The organism is Janthinobacterium sp. HH106 (genome assembly GCF_001758725.1).
Taxonomy (GTDB): Bacteria; Pseudomonadota; Gammaproteobacteria; order Burkholderiales; family Burkholderiaceae_D; genus Janthinobacterium.
In genome coordinates this window covers 35950-53302 of sequence record NZ_LRIC01000051.1, presented here as the reverse complement: position 1 = coordinate 53302, position 17353 = coordinate 35950, and the positions used below count along the sequence as shown (strand labels likewise).

Below are 17353 nucleotides of genomic sequence, written 5' to 3'. Positions count from 1 at the left end.
GGTCGTGGCTACACGGCCACGGCCCGCTCCAGCATCGCGTGCAGCAGCACATTGCAGCCCGCTTCCAGGTGCTCGGGCTTGGCGTCTTCGATTTCATTGTGGCTGATGCCGTCCTTGCATGGCACGAAGATCATGCCGGCCGGCGCCAGCCTGGCCGCGTAGATGGCATCGTGGCCGGCACCGGACACCACATCCATCACCGAGTAGCCGAGTTTGGCCGTGGCGTTGCGCACGGCGCCCACACAGTCGGGGTGGAACGGGCATGGCGGGTAGTAGGACACCCTTTCCAGTGAAATGCCCAAGCCTGTTTTTTCGCGCATGGCATCGATGAAGGCAGTGATCTCGCCATGCATGGTGTTGAGCAGCTCGTCGTTCACGTTGCGCAGGTCGATGCTGAATTTGACTTCGCCGGGAATCACGTTGCGGCTATTCGGGAAGACCTGCACCATGCCCACCGTGCCGCGCCCGTACGGCGGGTAGCGGTTGGCGATGGCCACCACTTCCTGCATGATGGTGGTGGCCACCTGCAGCGCATCCTTGCGCAAGCCCATGGGCGTGGGGCCCGCATGCGCTTCCATGCCCGTCACCACGCAGTCGTACCAGGACAGGCCCATCACGGCAGGCACCACGCCGATGACTTTATCGGCGTCTTCCAGCACGGGGCCCTGTTCGATATGCGTCTCAAAATAGGCGCCGATCGGATGGTCGCCCGGCACCTGCTCACCTTTGTATCCGATGCGCGCCAGCTCCTCGCCCACGGTCTTGCCTTCCGTGTCCCTGGCCGCATACGCGGTCTCCAGCGAAAAGGCGCCGCAAAATACGCCCGAGCCCATCATCACGGGCACGAAGCGCGAGCCTTCCTCGTTGGTCCAGAAGGCCACTTCGATCGGTGCCTGCGTCTTGATCTTCAGATCGTTCAGTGTGCGCACCACTTCCAGGCCCGCCAGCACGCCGTAATTGCCATCGAACTTGCCGCCCGTGGGCTGCGTGTCGATATGGCTGCCCGTCATCACGGGCGGCAAGGTATTGTCGGTGCCGTCGCGTCGCATGAAGACATTGCCGATCTGGTCGATCGTGATGCTCATGCCCGCCTCGCGGCCCCAGCCCACCACCAGGTCGCGGCCTTCCTTGTCGAGGTCCGTCAGGGCCAGGCGCTTGACGCCGCCCTTCGCTGTCGCGCCGATACGCGCCAGTTCCATCAGGGCTGCCCACAGGCGCTCGCCATTGATACGCAATGCATCCATCGTCAACTCCTTATGCGGTGGTGGCGGAAAAGGCGGGGCGTTCGATATAGCGCCCCGCCCCTTCGACGGCCGTCAGTTCGCCCTGGTGGAACACCACCTTGCCGGCGGCAATCGTGGTGCTGGGGATGCCGCGCACGGTACGACCTTCGAAGACATTGAAGCCTCCCTTGGCGAACTGGGTGGCGGCGGAAATGGTGCGCGTGCCTTGCGGGTCCCACAGCACGATGTCGGCATCGCTGCCTGCGGCGATGACGCCCTTGCGTGGATACATATTGAAGATCTGCGCCGCATTGGTGGACGACACCTTGACGAATTCTGAGGGGGTGAGCATGCCCGAATTGACGCCAGCATCCCACACCACGGCCATGCGTTCCTCGACGCCGCCGCAGCCGTTCGGGATGCGCGTAAAGTCGTTCTTGCCGGCCGCCTTCTGCTCGGCGCAAAAGGTGCAGTGATCGGTGGCCGTCGTGTGCAGGTTGCCGCTTTGCAGGCCGTGCCACAGGGCCGATTGATGGTGCTTGCCGCGGAACGGCGGGCTCATGACGTGGCCCGCCACGTAGTCGAAATCGTCGCTCTGGTAGACGCTGTCGTCGATCACCAGGTGGCCCGCCAGCGCTTCGCCATATACGCGCTGGCCATTGGCGCGCGCGCGCGTGATGGCGTCGAGCGACTCCGCGCACGAGACGTGCACGATGTACACGGGGGTATTCAAAACGTTGGCGATCGCGATAGCGCGGTTGGCCGCCTCCGCTTCCACGGCGGGAGGGCGCGACAGCGGGTGCGCCTGCGGCCCGGTGATGCCTTTTTTGAGCAGGGCTTGCTGCAACTGGAAAACCAGTTCGCCGTTTTCCGCATGGACGGTGGGCAGCGCCCCCAGTTCCAGCGAGCGGGTAAAGCTTTTCACAAGGGTTTCATCGTCGGCCATGATGGCGTTTTTATAGGCCATGAAATGCTTGAAGCTGTTCACGCCGTGCTCGCGCACCAGCACTCCCATCTCTTCATGTACCTGTTCGTTCCACCAGGTGATCGCCACGTGGAAGGTGTAGTCGCCAGCCGCCTTGGCCGACCACTCGCGCCACTGGTGATAGGCCTCGATCAGCGACTGCTTCGGCGCGGGGATGACGAAGTCCATGATGGTGGTGGTGCCGCCCGCCAGTCCCGCCGCCGTGCCCGTGAAAAAATCGTCGGCCGTCACGGTGCCCATGAAGGGCAAATTCATGTGCGTGTGCGTGTCTATCCCGCCCGGCATCACGTACAGGCCGCCCGCGTCGATCACGGTGGCGCCGGCCGGCAGCGCCAGGTTCTCGCCGACGGCGGCAATCGTGTCGCCCTCGATCAGCACATCGGCGCGAAACGCGCGGTCGGCGTTGACGACGGTACCGCCACGTATCAGTGTAGTCATCTTGTCTCCTTCTCGAAAAGATCAGGACTGGGGCGCCTGCTGTACGAGCGCAGCTACCTTGCCCTTCATCATGACGCCGTAGACGACTGCGGCGATGGCCACGCCCACGAACCAGGCGTAGGTATAGATGGTTTTGAAGCCTTCGCCCACGCCGGGAAACGCCGCAGGAAAGGCCGCGTTCAAAAAGCCCGGGATATTCGGCAGCACGGCGATGACAAAGGCGATCAGCGCCGCCATGTTCCAGCCATTGCCATACGAGTAGACGCCGTCGTCGCGGTACAACTGCCTGACGTCTAGCTGCGTCTTGCGCACAAAGTAATAGTCGACGATGAGGATGCCGGCGATGGGGCCCAGCAGGGCCGAGTAGCCGATCAGCCAAGTGAAGATATAGCCCTGTGTCGACTCGAGCACCTTCCACGGCATCATGACGATGGCGATGAAGGCCGTGATGTAGCCGCCCATCTTGTATGAAATCTGCTTCGGCGCCAGCGAGGAAAAGTCGTACGCAGGCCCCACCAGGTTGGCCGCCAGGTTGACGCTGACCGTGTCGATCAGGAGGATGATCAGGGCGATCAGCACGGCGGCGCCCGTCATGCGGCTGGCCAGGTCGACGGGGTCCCAGATGGCCTTGCCGTACATGACGACCGAACCGGCAGTGACGATCACGGCCAGCATGGCCAGCAAACCCATGGGCACGGGCAAGCCGACCGACTGGCCCACGATCTGGTCGCGCTGCGTCTTGGCAAAGCGCGTGAAGTCGGGAATGTTCAATGCCAAAGTGGCCCAGAAGCCCACCATGGCGGTGAGCGACGGCCAGAAGACGCTCCAGAACTGGCCCGCCTTTTTGCCGCCGGGGATGAATTGCGATGGCTGGTCCAGCAGGTTGGCCACGCCGCCGGCCTTGCTGTGCACCCAGTACAGCAGCACGAAGCAGATCAGGATTTTCAAGGGCGCCGTGTAGGTTTCGAGCTTGCGGATCGATTCCATGCCATGCAGGATGTAATAGAACTGGATGGCCCAGAAGGCCAGGAAGCACAGCAGCTGGCTGCCGTTGATGCCCAGGCCAGCGATCTTCTCGCCGCCCAGCTCATGCCCCATCAGCACGCCCATCAGCGTGTAGATCATCTGCCCGCCGAACCAGGTCTGGATGCCGTACCAGCCGCAGGCGACGATGGCGCGCATCAATGCCGGCAGGCGCGCGCCCATGGTGCCGAACGAGGCGCGCGCCAGCACGGCATACGGGATGCCGTACTTGGTGCCCGCATGGCCGATCAGCAGCATGGGCAAGAGCACGATGGCGTTGGCGAGAAATACCGTGAGCACGGCCTGGTAACCGGACATGCCGCTGTCGATCAGGCTGGCCGACAGGGTGTAGGCGGGAATGCACATCACCATGCCCACCCACAGCGCGGCGAAGTGATACCAGCGCCAGGTGCGCTGCGCCGCCGTGGTGGGCGCCAGGTCTTCATTCCAGAGTTGCGTGTTGCCTGAATAGTCGTGGTTCACAGGTATGCTCCATCGGTTGGGAGGTTGGGCGTTTTAAAAACGGCTGCGGCCTAGCTTACTGCAAAGTTGGGCAACTGTTTATAAAATATGCGTACGCAAAAAACGTGCCCTATACCGATTCCGCCAATGCCCGAGGGTTGCGCGGATCCTGCGTCCAGTTCATGTAAGGCTTGCCCGTGGCCTGCGGCACCATCGTGATGCAGCCCTGCACCGGACAGGTGATTTCGCACAGGTTGCAGCCCACGCATTCCTCCTTGATCACCTCATACGTGCGCGTGCCGGCGGCGTCGATCAACTGCGCAATCGACTGGTGCGAGGTGTCTTCGCAAGCCACGTAGCACTTGCCGCATTTGATGCAGTCGTCCTGGTTGATCTGCGCGATCACCTGGTAATTCATGTCCAGGTATTTCCAGTCCGTCGTGTTGGCCACGGCCTTGCCGGAAAAATCGCTGATGCGTGCATAGCCCTTCTCGTCCATCCAGCGCGACAGGCCATCCTTCATCTCGTCGACGATGCGAAAACCATGCAGCATGGCCGCCGTGCACACCTGCACGCAGCCGGCGCCCAGGGCGAGGAATTCGGCCGCGTCGCGCCAGTTGCCGATGCCGCCGATGCCGGAAATGGGCAAGCCGCGCGTCTGCGGATCGCGCGCGATTTCCGCTACCATGTTCAGGGCGATGGGTTTCACGGCCGCGCCGCAATAGCCGCCGTGCGTGCTGGCGCCACCGACAATCGGCAAGGCCACCATGCGGTCCAGGTCCAGCGAGGTGATGGAATTGATGGTGTTGATCAGCGAGACGGCGTCCGCGCCGCCTGCCTTGGCCGCGCGCGCCGGCATGCGCACGTCCGTGATGTTGGGCGTGAGCTTGACGATGACGGGCAGTCGGCTGTGTTTCTTGCACCAGGCGGTCACCATCTGCACATACTCGGGCACCTGGCCCACGGCCGCGCCCATGCCGCGCTCCGGCATGCCGTGCGGGCAGCCGAAATTGAGCTCGATGCCGTCCGCCCCCGTCGCCTCGACCTTGGGAAGGATGTCGGCCCAGTAGTGCTCTTCGCAAGGCAGCATCAGGGAGACGATCATGGCGCGGTCGGGCCAGTCTTTTTTTACCTGCGTGATTTCGCGCAGGTTGATCTCCAGAGAGCGGTCGGTAATCAGCTCGATATTATTGAAGCCCACCACTTCGCGGTTCTTGCCGTACAGGGCGGAATAGCGCGACGAGACGTTGACTGCGGCCGGGTCTTCACCGAGCGTCTTCCACACGACGCCGCCCCACCCCGCTTCGAAGGCGCGCACCACGTTGTAGGCCTTGTCGGTCGGCGGTGCGGACGCCAGCCAGAAGGGATTCGGCGCCTTGATGCCGCAAAATTCGATGCTGAGATCAGCCATTATGCAGCCTCCACTTTATTCAACAAATCGGAATGGATGGCCAGTGCGGCCAGCTTGCCATGCTGGACGGCTTGCACCGTCAAGTCCTGTCCCGGCGCCACGCAGTCGCCGCCCGCGTAGATCCCCGGCAGCACCGTGCGGAAACCCGCGTCGACGGCGATCTTGTCGCCTTCACGCTGCAGCAAGGATGCCATCGGGTCATGCAGCACCTGCGTATCAAGGCTCTGGCCGATGGCCTTGAAGATGGCGTCGGCCGCCACGTCGAACGTTTCGCCCGTGCCCGCCAGTCGCGTGCCCTGCATGGCGGTTTTTTCGAAACGCATGCCGGCCACCTTGCCCCCGCTATCGAGCAGCACCAGCTGCGGCTGGGCCCACGTCAGCATGCGCACCTGGTTCGCCTTGGCGATCTCCTGTTCATGGTGGGTGGCCGTCATGGCGTCGAAACCGCGCCGGTAGACCAGGGTGACTTCCTCGGCGCCCAGACGCTGAATCTGCACGGCCATATCGATGGCCGTATTGCCGGCGCCAATCACGATCGCCCGTTTCGGCACGGGCAGCGCGGCCAGGTCGTCCGCCTGGCGCAGCGCGGCGATGTAATCGACGGCGGCCAGCAAGCCCGGTGCGTCCTCGCCCGTCAAGCCCAGTTTTCGGCTGGCGCCCAGGCCCAGGCCGAGGAAGACAGCGTCGTACTGCGCATGCAAGTCGCGCAGCTGCACGTTTTCACCCAGCGCCTGGCGACATCGGATGGCGATGCCGCCGATATCGAGCAGGAAGTCGATTTCCTTTTGCGCGAAATCGTCCGTCAGCTTGTACTTGGCGATGCCGTATTCATTCAGGCCGCCCGCCTTGCCCTCTTTTTCAAAGATCACCACGTCGTGGCCCAGCATGGCCAGGCGGTGCGCGCACGACAGTCCCGCCGGTCCCGCGCCGACGATGGCGATGGTCTTGCCCGTGCTTGCCGCCCGTTTGAAAGGGTGCGCCGTAAAATGCATGTGGTCGACGGCATAGCGCTGCAAGAGGCCAATCTTGACCGGCTGGCCTTCGGCGTCGTGGTTGCGCACGCAGACGTCTTCGCACAGAATCTCCGTCGGGCAGACGCGCGCGCAACTGCCGCCCAGGATGTTCTGCTTCAGGATGCCGGCGGCGGCGCCGTTGATGTTCTTGTCGTGGATGTTGCGGATGAAGCTGGCCACGTCGATTTCCGACGGACAGATACGGCTGCACGGCGCGTCGTAGCAATACAGGCAGCGGGCGCTTTCGATGGCGGCCTGGCGCGCCGTCAGGGGCGGTGCCAGGTCCGTGAAGTGGCCCGCCAATTCCTCGTTGGGCAGGGCGGGATGCGGTAAATAACTCAAGGACTCGATCATCGCGGTTTCCTTTTTTTGTGCGGCCGATGTTTGATTTAAAACCCTTACTTCATCTGGGGAAAAGCAAATTCCACACCAGCGCTTGCCGTGTTCGGCCAGCGCTGCATCACGGCCTTGTGGCGCGTGTAGAAACGCACGCCTTCGGGGCCATACGCGTGGTGGTCGCCGAACATGCTGCGCTTCCAGCCGCCAAAACTGTTGAAGGCCATCGGCACGGGCAAGGGGATGTTGACGCCCACCATGCCGACCTGGATCTGGCGCACGAATTCGCGCGCCACGCCGCCATCGCGCGTGTAGATGGCCACGCCGTTGCCATACTCGTTGGCGTTGATCAGCTCCACCGCGTGCACCACGTCTGGACAGCGCAGCACGCACAGCACGGGGCCGAAAATCTCTTCCTTGTAGATATTCATGTCACGCGTGACGTGATCGAACAAGGTGCCGCCGACAAAGAAACCGTTCTCGCGGCCAGGCACCACATGGTTGCGTCCATCGACCACCAAAGTCGCGCCCTGCTCCACGCCCGAGGCGATCAGTTTTTCGATACGCTGCTTGGCCGCCAGCGACACGACCGGGCCCATTTCCGCACCATCTTCCATACCGTCGCGCACTTTCAGTGCGGCCGTGCGCGTTGCCAGTGCATCGATCAACTTGTCGCCCGCGTCGCCCACGGCCACGACGACGGAGATGGCCATGCAGCGCTCGCCCGCAGATCCGTAAGCCGCGCCGATCAGCGCGTCGACCGTCATCTCCATGTCCGCGTCGGGCATCACCACCATGTGGTTTTTCGCGCCGCCCAAGGCTTGCACACGCTTGCCGCTGGCGCTGCCGCGCGCATAGATGTATTCGGCGATCGGCGTCGAGCCGACAAAGCTGATCGCCTGCACCACGGGGTGGTCGAGCAAGGCGTCGACCGTCACCTTGTCGCCCTGTACCACGTTGAAGACACCGTCGGGCAAGCCCGCTTCTTTCAACAGTTTCGCGTGCAGCAGCGACGCGGACGGATCGCGCTCGGATGGTTTCAAGACGAAGGTATTGCCGCAAGCGATGGCGACGGGGAACATCCACATCGGCACCATCACGGGAAAATTGAATGGCGTGATGCCGGCCACCACGCCCAGCGCCTGGCGCATGGACCAGGCGTCGATGCCGCGCGAAATCTGGTCCGTGAATTCCCCCTTCAGCAATTGCGGTATGCCGACGGCAAATTCCACCATCTCGATGCCGCGCGCCACCTCGCCCTGCGCATCGGCAAAGGTCTTGCCATGCTCGCGCGTGAGCATGGCGGCAAATTCGTCCGTGTGCTGCTGGCACAGCTGCAGGTAGCGGAACAGGACCCTGGCGCGCGTCAGCGGCGGCGTGGCCGACCACGAGGGAAAGGCGGCCGCCGCCGCCTGCACGGCCGCGTCCACGTCTTCCACGGTGCCCAGCGCCACGCGCGCCACAGGCTCGCCCAGGGCCGGGTTGTAGACGTCGCCGTAGCGGCCGCTTTGGGTGTCGATTTTGGCGCCGTTGATGTAGTGGGTGATGGTGTCGAGCTGTGTGTTAATTTGGTTCACGTTATTTCCTCTCTTTACCCCAAGGGCAAATTCTGGGGTCAGACCCGGCGGGTCTGACCCCGGGGCTTAATCAAGGTTCTTCAGCACCTTGGCCAGCTTGCCGAACAGCTCGTCGACATGCTGTTTTTCCAGCACCAGCGGCGGCGACAGCGCGATGATGTCGCCCGTCGTGCGTATCAGCACACCGTCGGCGAAGGCTTGCTTGAAGGCGCTGAAGGCGCGCGTGCCCGGCTTGCCGGCGATGGGATCGAGTTCGATGCCGGCGATCAGGCCGATGCTGCGCAGGTCGATCACGTGCGGCAAGCCTTTCAAGGAATGCACGGCGTCGCTCCAGTACGCCTGCATCGCTTTCGCGTGGCCCAGGATGTCCTGCTCCTCGAACACCTGCAAGGTGGCCAGCGAGGCGGCGCAGGCCAGCGGGTGGCCGGAATACGTATAGCCGTGGAACAGTTCGATGCCGGGCGGCGCATCCATGAAGGCATCGTGGATATACTTTTTGCTGAACACTGCCCCCATCGGCACCATGCCGTTGGTCAGGCCCTTCGCCGTCGTCATCAGGTCCGGCTCGACGTCGAAATAGTCGGCGGCGAAAGGCGTCGTCATGCGGCCGAAACCCGTGATCACTTCATCGAAAATCAACAGGATGCCGTGCTTGGTGCACAGTTCGCGCAAGCGTTTCAGATAGCCTTTCGGCGGGATCAGCACGCCCGTGGAACCGGCCACCGGTTCGACGATGACGGCGGCGATCGTCGAGGCGTCGTGCAGGGCGATAATGCGTTCCAGCTCGTCGGCCAGGTGGGTGCCGTATTCGGGTTCGCCCACCGTGTAGGCGTTCTTATCCAGGTTGTGCGTGTGCGGCAGGTGGTCAACACCCGGTAGCAGGGGGCCGAAGGTCTTGCGGTTGCCGCCGATGCCGCCCACGGAAATGCCGCCGAAACCGACGCCGTGGTAACCGCGTTCGCGGCCGATCAGGCGCGTGCGCGCGCCCTCGCCGCGCGCCCGGTGGTAGGCCAGCGCGATCTTCAACGCCGTGTCGACGGCTTCGGAGCCGGAGTTCGTATAGAACACGTGGCCGAACTTGTGGCCCGTGTAGTCCATCAGTTTTTCCGCCAGGTCGAAGGCGGCCGGATGGCCCATCTGGAAGGTGGGGGCGAAGTCGAGCTGGCCCACCATCTCGCGGATGGCGCCGACGATTTTCGGCTGCGCATGGCCGCACGGCACGCACCACAGGCCCGCCGTGCCATCGAGGATGGCGTTGCCATCGACATCCTTGTAATACATGCCTTCGGCCGATACCAGCAGGCGCGGGTTGGCCTTGAAATCGCGGTTGTTCGTAAACGGCATCCAGAATGCCGACATCGATTCCGGCCTTGTTTCGTTCATGACCTTCTCCTTGGAATGGGCTGGCGCGGGGGCCAGGATCGTTTTTGACGAAGCGTAAAATAATTTACCAGTTGGCAAAAAGCTGATGTAATAATAGACAGGCCATCCCCAATGGCACAGATACACAAACGGCAAAGTATCCCAACCGTACAGGTCGAAAAACCACTACAGTTTTTTTGTGCAAGGCAGCATAAGGAGCCACCGTGAAGCACAGCGACAGCACAGACGATGCTCCCGAGCAAGCCAGCGGCTGGCCCGTGCTCGACATCGACCGCCAGAAAAAGGGCGGCCTGGTCGAGCAGATCGTCATCGCCATCAGCGTCATGGTGGGCAGCCGCGCCCTGCGCATCGGCACGCGCATGCCGTCCGTGCGCCAGTTCGCCCGCTGCAATGGCGTGTCGACGTTTACCGTCGTCGAATCGTATGACCGCCTGGTCAACCTCGGTTTGCTGTCGTCGCGGCGCGGTTCCGGCTATTTCGTCGCGCGCCACGATATCGCCGCCTCGCCGCAATTGGCTGTGCACGCCAGCCCCACGGCCATCGACGCCCTCACGCCGGACCTGTATTCGGGCGTGTCCGACGCCCTCCCCGTGGGGGCGGGCTGGCTGCCGCCCGAGATGTATGGCGAAGCGACCGTGCTCGACGCCGTGCGCCAGGCCATGCGCATTCCCGCCAGCCGCCTGCGCGGCTATGGCCACCCTCTCGGCTTTCCCTCGCTGCGCCAGCACCTGGCAAGCAGCCTGTCGGAAGAGCTGTTCCAGGTCGAGCCGGACCAGGTCCTGCTGACGCACGGCGCCACGCATGCTTTTGACTTGATCCTGCGCAGCCTGACCAAGCCGGGCGACACGGTGCTGGTGGAAGACCCCGGCTACAGCAACCTGCAGTCGCTGATACGCCACCACGGCTGCATCCCCGTGGGCGTCCACCGCGGCGAAGCGGGCCTCGATCTCGATGCGCTGGCCGTTGAAGCCGCGCGTACGCAGCCGAAACTGACGTTCGTCAACACGGTGCTGCAAAATCCGCTCGGTACATCGCTCACCCAGGCGCAGGCGCACCGCCTGCTGGCACTGGCCGAGCAATTCGATTTCTGGCTGGTGGAAGACGATATCTACCGCGAACTGGCGGCGCGCGGCGAAGCGTCGCTGGCGGCGATGGACGGCTTGCGCCGCGTGATCCGCGTGGGCAGTTTTTCCAAGACTCTGTCGCCCGTGCTGCGCGTGGGATCGATTTGCGCCTCGCCGCCGCTGGTGGCCGAACTGGTGCGCGTGAAAATGCTGGCGGGACTGACGACGTCGGAAATCAACGAGCGCGCCGTCTACCACGCCATCTCCGCGCGGCCCTACAAGCGCATGGTCGAACGGCTCGTGGCGCAGCTCGATGCGGCCCGCGAGCGCAGCATCGACTGCCTGGCGCAGGCGGGCATGGCGCCCGTGGCGCGGCCCCGCGGCGGCATGTTCGTCAGCGCCGGCTGGCCCGACGTGCAAACGCCGGAATGGAATGGCAAGGTCATCGCCGACATGGCCTTGAAGGCGGGCATCCTGCTGTCGCCGAACGAATTTTTCATGTTGCGCGCGCCCGAGACGGTGTGGTTCCGCTTCAACGTGGCCTACACCGATACCCCCGTGCTGCAGGCCTTCCTGCAATCGATACGCCCACGCTAAAGAAACCGCCATGGCCAGCGACAAATCCCCTGCCCTTCCCGTGAAAAATGCCGGCGGCCGGCGTTTGCAAAACCGCGACCGCCTGGAAGCGGACATCCTGGAGCAAGCCGTGCGCGCGTTCGCCGAATGCGGCTATGAGGGCGCGTCGATCGCCACCATCGCCGAGCGGGCCGGCCTGTCGAAGCAAAACCTGATGTATTACTTCCCGTCCAAGCAGCTGCTGTACCAGCGCGTGCTCGACGACGTGCTCGACGACTGGCTGGCGCGCATGGACATGCTGGCCAATGAAGACGACGAGCCGCGCGACGTGCTGCGCGCGTATATCGGCGCCAAGCTGCGTTTTTCGCGCGAACAGCCGTGGGCCTCGCGCGTGTATGCGCTGGAAGTGATCAATGGCGCGCCCCTGTACGGCGCGCAGATACGCGACCGGGTCGTGCCCCTGCTGCGCAAGGATATCGCCGTCTTCGAAGCGTGGATCGCCGCCGGCCGGATCGCGCCCGTCAACGCCACGCACCTGATGTTCGCCATCTGGGCCATGACCCAATCGTATGCGGATTTTTCGGCGCAGATGGCCCTGGTGCTGGAACGCAAGCAGCTCACGCGCAAGGATTACGAGGACGCCGAAATCCTGATCGCGCACATGGTGCTGGCGGCGGTGGCCATGCCGCCAGCGGACGAAAAAAAACCGCCTCGACAGGCGGTTTTCTGAACAGCGCGAACGCTTACGCAGCCGTCTTGTTCTTGCGGCGGCGCGCCATGAAGCCGATCATGCCCAGGCCTGCCAGCAGCATCGCATAGGTTTCCGGTTCCGGCACGGCCGACACATAACCGGACACGTTGGTAGCGTTGAAATAATGGTTCGCATTGACCTGGATGTTCGAGGCCCAGTTCCCCACCACGACGCTGCCGTTGATCTGGCCATTGCCACCGGCCAGGGTCGCCAGCGGCGCCAGGACGCTGCCGTACAGGCCCACGCCGTTCAAGGTGATGGTTTGCGCTTCATAGAAGTTGTACAGCACATTGTATTTGCTGAAATCGCCGTAGCCGCCGGACAGGTTCACGTTCGTGCCGCTGATATTGAGGATCAGGGTGTCGTTCGTGTGCAGATTGCTGAACTTGAAGTTGTTCACCGAGCCCAGCGCCGCGGAAGTCAGGTCGAACACTTGCACATTGCCCGTGCCGCCCTTCAGGGTCATGCCGCCATAGGCCACCGAGCTGCTGCCCGTCGCTGCCACGTTGGCCAGCGAGGTCGAGGTGTTTTTCAGCTGCGCCGACGTCGTGGCGAACGACACGGGCGACACCGTGGTCTTGCTAGCCGTGTTCAGGCCCACGCTGCTCGTCGTCGTGCTGCCGCCCACATAGTAATTGCCGTTCTTGATCGAGCCGGAGCTGTAGTTCAGGTTGCCGCCAACGACCAGCGCATAGCCGGTGTTGCCATGCGTGACGTAGGCATCCTTGTTCTTGTCATTGACCGAATAGTTCGATGCCGTCAGATTGCCGGCCACCAGCACGCCGCCTTCGACATCGCTGCCGGACGCGCTGAAGTTACTGAGGGAATACAAATTGGCGCCACCGATGCCCAAATCGACAACACCGGCTTGCGCGGCGCCGGCGGCAAACACGGTCGACAAAACGAGAACGAATGATGATTTAGGCATGATTGACATTTTATTTCCAAAAAGAAAATTAACTTGACGCCAGAATATCATATCCATTCGCTTTGATATGTCGCAAACCAACAACTTTTGTAACAATAATGAAAACATAGTTGCTCGGCGGGAATCATTCTCCTGGCGCTGCCCGGAGAACGCCGCAGCCATCCGGCTGACGCTGAAAACAGACGGGCAAACAGCCGTCTGTTCTGCACTTTCAATATTGCTTAGAAGCGCAGCCAACTTGGTGATACGATCGCGGCAGCGCCAGACCAGGCCAGCCCACAAAGTATGAAATCATAAGGATGAAGCACGCATGAAACGATTGTCCCTAGGCGCACTGATGCTGGCATATGCCTGCGGCGCGCAAGCCGATGTGTTTAACATGATCGACAACCAGCCGCTCAGCGAAACCTGGCTCAACGCGGGCTTTTATTCGTATCACTTTCAGCGCGACAAGAACCTGAACGACAGCAATCCGGGCCTGGGCGCCGAATACCGCTTCTCCACGGTCGCGTCGGTCACGGCCGGCCGCTTCTACAATAGCGATCGCGCCTACTCGAATTACCTGGGCGTGTACTACCAGCCGATCAAGGTGGGCCCGCTGCGCATCGGCGCCGTCGTTGGCGGCTTCAGCGGCTATCCGAAGATGCGCGATGGCGGCTGGTTCCCGGCCCTGGTCCCCACCATCAGCTATGAATACCAGCGCGTGGGCGTGAATATCGCCATCGTGCCGTCTTACAAGGACCGCCTGTATGGCGCGCTCAGTTTCCAGCTGAAACTGAAGGTCTTCGAGTAACCGTTTGTCGTTGCCTGTCGCCGTTCGGTCCGCCATTCCTGCCATTCGTCGCATACGCCATACCCGGCAGCAAGGATTTGCCTATAGTGGTTTCATTGCCAGCATGCATACGGCAGCGGCACACACACGACAGGAGAACGGCATGAAAGACATCAATTCGGCACCGGGCAGCACTTCCTTCAGCGCTTTCTGGAACGAGCTGTGCGCTTACGCGCGCCAGGGGATGGCTGCCTTGCGTGCCATGTCCTGGCCCATGCTGCTGGTCTGCTGCCTGGGCATGGCGTTCCTGATCACCATCTTGCCGCTGGCCATCATGCTGTTTGCCCTCGTCATGCTGCTGAGATGGGCAAGCAACAACGACGATGCCGGCGCAGATCAGAAAGCGTCGGCTTCGCAGCATTCGCCGCAATAAAAATTTGCGTCGTGGCAAGAGTGCAATGATGGTTCTATGGCACTATGGATGGGCGCGGCACTGACGGGCATCAAAACCATCCAAATGGAAGGATTTGATACGGAACGCTACGCAGTATCCATGATCGAAGCTACTCCCCCTCAGCCATAGGAGTTTTCTGATGACCACGACAGCAAAAGCTACAGCAGCTACGACTATTCCCTGCCTGCGCTACCGCGACGCGCCCGCCGCCATCGAATGGCTGTGCAAGGCACTCGGTTTTGAAAAGCAATTGATCGTGCCCGATGGCGAAGGCGGTGTCGCCCATGCGCAACTGAGCTTTGGCAACGGCATGGTCATGGTGGCACCCGCCCTCGACAGCGACTACGGCCGCCTGATGAAACTGCCAAGCGACGTCGGCGGCGCCAACACGCAAAACTGCTACCTGGTCGTCAACGACGCCGACGCCGTCTACCGCAGCGCGCGCGAAGCAGGCGCCGAGATCGTGCTCGACATCAAGGATGAAGATTACGGCGGACGGGGCTTTACCTGCCGCGACCCGGAAGGCCACATCTGGAGCCTGGGCACCTACGATCCATGGTAAAACGGAGAACAATGATTGTCGCTACCCTCACCGCCGCCAGCCTTGCGCTGATCGGCGGTTTCCTGTCCGCTCCCGTCCTCGTCGACGAACATCTCAACCGCATTCATCCCCCGTCCGGCAAGGCGCCGTCGGCAGCCACTGTGGCCCTGCATCAGAGCCTGTGGATCGCCGACCTGCACGCCGACAGCCTGCTGTGGCAACGCGACCTGAACCGCGACAGCCAGCGCGGTCACGTCGACTTTCCCCGCCTGCAGAGGGCCAACGTGGCGCTGCAAGCCTTTTCCGTCGTCACCAAGACGCCGCGCAAGATGAATATCGAGCGCAATGGCAGCGACACGGACAACATCACGGCCCTGGTGGTGGCGCAAGGCCTGCCGCCCGCCACGTGGAACAGCCTGCTGGCGCGCGCCACCTGGCAGGCCGACGAGCTGCGCCAGCAAGCGGCAAAAAGCCATGGCAAGGTGCGCGTCATCGGCAGCCGCGCCCAGTTGCGCAGCTTCATCGCCGCGCGCGAAAAAGACCCCGCCCTGCTGGCCGGCTGGCTGACACTGGAAGGCGCGCATGCGCTCGAAGGCAAGCTGGACAATCTCGACACCCTGTACCAGTCCGGCTACCGCATGGCCGCGCCCACGCATTTCTTCGACACGGAACTGTCCGGCTCCCAGCACGGCCTGAAAAAAGGCGGCCTGACGCCGCTGGGCAAGCAATGGCTGCGCGCCATGGAGCAGCGCAAGATGATCGTCGACCTGGCGCACGCCTCGCCGGCCACCATCGACGACGTACTGACGTTGGCGAAACGCCCCGTGATGGTGTCGCACACGGGCGTGCGCGGCACCTGCGCCAACGGGCGCAACCTGAGCGACACCCAGCTGAAACGCATCGCCGCCCAGGGCGGCCTGGTGGGTATCGGCTTCTGGAATACGGCCGTCTGCGGCAAGGACGTGGCCTCGATCGCGCGCGCCATCAAGTACACGGTCAAGCTGATCGGCGCCGAACACGTGGCCTATGGTTCGGACTTCGACGGCGCCGTCACCACGGCCATCGACGCGGCCGGCTTGCCGCGCTTGACGCAGGCGCTGCTGGATGCTGGCCTGTCGGAAGCGCAGATCCGCCGCGTGGCAGGCGAAAACGTGCGCGACTTCCTGCTGAAGAACCTGCCGGACGATGACGCCTAGACTAGCCTAGCGCCTGAACCAGGGCCTGGTCCGCCACCTGGCGCGGCCGGATGCGTATCAACTTGCGGTACAGCGGCGGCATCGACTCGCACAGCGCCAGCAGCGCGTCTTGCGCCATGGCCGCGCGCACGTACTGGAATTGCGCGGGATTATTCTCCGGCAGCGCCCCTTCCATGGTGGAGCCGTAGGCACCCAGGGTCATGAAACTGGCGGCGCTGTCGTCCGGGCCGATGGCCAGCACGAAGGTGCCGTGCTTGGGGTGGCCCAGGTAGCTTTTGATTTCCTCCTGCAGCGCCGGCGCCGCATTCGCCATCAATTCAAAACGCAGCTGCGCGTACTGGCGCGTGCATTCCATGAACGGCGTGCGGATGGCCGACTGGCTCAACTTACCCGGCATGCATAGCAGCAGGTTGCCGAAGGAATCGAGCAAGGCGGCCGCATCTCCCTGGCCGCCATCACGCGCGTCCTGCTCCATGGCCGCCTGCAGGAATGGCGCCAGCCCAGCATCGGGCGCGTGCGGGTCGCAGCGGTAAGTCAGGGCGTCGGGATAGCGGCGGCGCAAGGCGCGCACCACGATATGCTCGGGCGGCAAGGCGGCGGGATCGCGCAGGGGCACGTCGTCGCCGGCGTTCAGCAGCTGCATCACCTGCGCCGATGTCGCTTCGAACACGAGCGAGCACAGTGCCTGCGTCGCCTCATGGATGCTCTTGCCGATGAAAAAAGATTTGGGCGCGGCGCCGGACGGCAGGCGCGCATACTCGGTGGCGCCGCGCACGGCCGGATAGCAAAAACTGCGGCCGGCCTGCGCCTGCAGCGGCGCCGGCAAGGCCGTAAACGTGGCGCTGCCATCGTAATTGATGCCCGCCTTGACGTCGGGCGCGGCCACCACCACGTTGAAGCCTGCCGCCAGGATCGCCCCCGTGCACATGCAGCAGGGGTCGAGCGAAGTGACGATGGTCAGTTCACCCGGCGGCGGCAAGAGCGCGCCCTTGGCCCGCTCGGCGAAATACCAGTCCACCAGCTGGCGCTCGCCATGCGCGGTGGGGTCGAACACCAGCCCCTGGCGCACGACGTTGTTGTGCATCGATTGCAGCACGTTGCCGGTGCCGTCGAGCAGCACGCCGCCCACGCCAAAGGTACCCTGCGTCTTCGCCGCCATGGCTTCGGCCGCGGCTATCGCCACGGCGGCCTGGATGTCGATCGTCTTGTTCAAGCGGATC

Annotated in this window: 15 protein-coding genes; 6 read left to right on the top strand and 9 right to left on the bottom strand. The window is 63.2% G+C overall.

The genetic code is table 11. From position 1 onward, the window contains the following. Positions 1 to 8: 8 nt before the first annotated feature. From JAB8_RS19795 to JAB8_RS19765, 7 genes are all read right to left on the bottom strand, one after another. Complete coding sequence (locus JAB8_RS19795; RefSeq protein ID WP_070291105.1) at positions 9 to 1244, bottom strand: Zn-dependent hydrolase; 1236 nt, start codon at positions 1242 to 1244, stop codon at positions 9 to 11. Positions 1245 to 1254: 10 nt separating this feature from the next. Next, positions 1255 to 2646: a dihydropyrimidinase gene (hydA, locus tag JAB8_RS19790; RefSeq protein WP_070291104.1), complete on the bottom strand. Its 1392-nt coding sequence runs from the start codon at positions 2644 to 2646 to the stop codon at positions 1255 to 1257. Between the two features lie 21 nt (positions 2647 to 2667). Then, positions 2668 to 4152, bottom strand: coding sequence for an NCS1 family nucleobase:cation symporter-1 (locus tag JAB8_RS19785; protein WP_070291103.1), 1485 nt, complete (start codon positions 4150 to 4152; stop codon positions 2668 to 2670). A gap of 109 nt (positions 4153 to 4261) precedes the next feature. Then, positions 4262 to 5542 carry an NAD-dependent dihydropyrimidine dehydrogenase subunit PreA gene (gene preA, locus JAB8_RS19780; protein WP_070291102.1) on the bottom strand — a complete coding sequence of 427 codons (1281 nt, stop codon included), beginning with the start codon at positions 5540 to 5542 and terminating at the stop codon, positions 4262 to 4264. Beyond that, positions 5542 to 6909, bottom strand: coding sequence for an NAD(P)-dependent oxidoreductase (locus tag JAB8_RS19775; protein WP_070291101.1), 1368 nt, complete (start codon positions 6907 to 6909; stop codon positions 5542 to 5544). The genes preA and JAB8_RS19775 overlap by 1 nt, the downstream gene beginning before the upstream one ends. Before the next feature lie 44 nt (positions 6910 to 6953). Further along, the gene (locus JAB8_RS19770; protein WP_070219351.1) at positions 6954 to 8459 is read right to left on the bottom strand and encodes a CoA-acylating methylmalonate-semialdehyde dehydrogenase; all 1506 of its coding nucleotides are present in this window, start codon (positions 8457 to 8459) and stop codon (positions 6954 to 6956) included. 75 nt (positions 8460 to 8534) lie between these two features. Continuing rightward, positions 8535 to 9851: an aspartate aminotransferase family protein gene (locus JAB8_RS19765; RefSeq protein WP_070291100.1), complete on the bottom strand. Its 1317-nt coding sequence runs from the start codon at positions 9849 to 9851 to the stop codon at positions 8535 to 8537. Between the two features lie 203 nt (positions 9852 to 10054). On the opposite strand from JAB8_RS19765, the gene JAB8_RS19760 reads away from it, so the two are divergent. Next, entirely contained in the window at positions 10055 to 11512 is a 1458-nt protein-coding gene (locus tag JAB8_RS19760; RefSeq protein ID WP_070291099.1) for a PLP-dependent aminotransferase family protein, read from the top strand. Positions 11513 to 11522: 10 nt separating this feature from the next. Then, positions 11523 to 12221 (top strand): TetR/AcrR family transcriptional regulator, encoded by a 699-nt coding sequence (locus JAB8_RS19755; RefSeq protein ID WP_070291098.1) that lies wholly within the window; start codon positions 11523 to 11525, stop codon positions 12219 to 12221. A gap of 13 nt (positions 12222 to 12234) precedes the next feature. Here the strand turns inward: JAB8_RS19755 and JAB8_RS19750 are convergent, their stop codons facing one another. After that, positions 12235 to 13170: a choice-of-anchor A family protein gene (locus JAB8_RS19750; protein ID WP_070291200.1), complete on the bottom strand. Its 936-nt coding sequence runs from the start codon at positions 13168 to 13170 to the stop codon at positions 12235 to 12237. 310 nt (positions 13171 to 13480) lie between these two features. Between JAB8_RS19750 and JAB8_RS19745 the strand changes: the two genes are divergently transcribed. From JAB8_RS19745 to JAB8_RS19730, 4 genes are all read left to right on the top strand, one after another. Beyond that, positions 13481 to 13963, top strand: a complete 483-nt coding sequence (locus JAB8_RS19745) for a hypothetical protein (RefSeq protein WP_070219311.1) — start codon at positions 13481 to 13483, stop codon at positions 13961 to 13963. Positions 13964 to 14105: 142 nt separating this feature from the next. Then, the gene (locus tag JAB8_RS19740) at positions 14106 to 14375 is read left to right on the top strand and encodes a hypothetical protein (RefSeq protein WP_070291097.1); all 270 of its coding nucleotides are present in this window, start codon (positions 14106 to 14108) and stop codon (positions 14373 to 14375) included. Between the two features lie 160 nt (positions 14376 to 14535). After that, a complete protein-coding gene (locus JAB8_RS19735; protein WP_070291096.1) occupies positions 14536 to 14958 on the top strand; it encodes a VOC family protein in 423 nt (140 codons plus the stop codon). A gap of 11 nt (positions 14959 to 14969) precedes the next feature. Beyond that, positions 14970 to 16133: a dipeptidase gene (locus JAB8_RS19730; RefSeq protein ID WP_139143102.1), complete on the top strand. Its 1164-nt coding sequence runs from the start codon at positions 14970 to 14972 to the stop codon at positions 16131 to 16133. A 1-nt stretch (position 16134) separates the two neighbouring features. Here JAB8_RS19730 and JAB8_RS19725 read toward each other — a convergent pair whose 3' ends face one another. After that, positions 16135 to 17352 carry a nucleoside deaminase gene (locus JAB8_RS19725; RefSeq protein ID WP_175445222.1) on the bottom strand — a complete coding sequence of 406 codons (1218 nt, stop codon included), beginning with the start codon at positions 17350 to 17352 and terminating at the stop codon, positions 16135 to 16137. Position 17353 lies beyond the last annotated feature (1 nt).

What these genes read in the sequence shown, in the direction of transcription:
- JAB8_RS19735 (WP_070291096.1), top strand. Translation starts at nt 14,536, where the DNA reads ATGACCACGACAGCAAAAGCTACAGCAGCTACGACTATTCCCTGCCTG.
- JAB8_RS19765 (WP_070291100.1), bottom strand. Translation starts at nt 9,851, where the DNA reads ATGAACGAAACAAGGCCGGAATCGATGTCGGCATTCTGGATGCCGTTT.
- JAB8_RS19745 (WP_070219311.1), top strand. Translation starts at nt 13,481, where the DNA reads ATGAAACGATTGTCCCTAGGCGCACTGATGCTGGCATATGCCTGCGGC.
- JAB8_RS19795 (WP_070291105.1), bottom strand. Translation starts at nt 1,244, where the DNA reads ATGGATGCATTGCGTATCAATGGCGAGCGCCTGTGGGCAGCCCTGATG.
- JAB8_RS19750 (WP_070291200.1), bottom strand. Translation starts at nt 13,170, where the DNA reads ATGCCTAAATCATCATTCGTTCTCGTTTTGTCGACCGTGTTTGCCGCC.
- JAB8_RS19730 (WP_139143102.1), top strand. Translation starts at nt 14,970, where the DNA reads ATGATTGTCGCTACCCTCACCGCCGCCAGCCTTGCGCTGATCGGCGGT.
- hydA (WP_070291104.1), bottom strand. Translation starts at nt 2,646, where the DNA reads ATGACTACACTGATACGTGGCGGTACCGTCGTCAACGCCGACCGCGCG.
- preA (WP_070291102.1), bottom strand. Translation starts at nt 5,542, where the DNA reads ATGGCTGATCTCAGCATCGAATTTTGCGGCATCAAGGCGCCGAATCCC.
- JAB8_RS19755 (WP_070291098.1), top strand. Translation starts at nt 11,523, where the DNA reads ATGGCCAGCGACAAATCCCCTGCCCTTCCCGTGAAAAATGCCGGCGGC.
- JAB8_RS19775 (WP_070291101.1), bottom strand. Translation starts at nt 6,909, where the DNA reads ATGATCGAGTCCTTGAGTTATTTACCGCATCCCGCCCTGCCCAACGAG.
- JAB8_RS19740 (WP_070291097.1), top strand. Translation starts at nt 14,106, where the DNA reads ATGAAAGACATCAATTCGGCACCGGGCAGCACTTCCTTCAGCGCTTTC.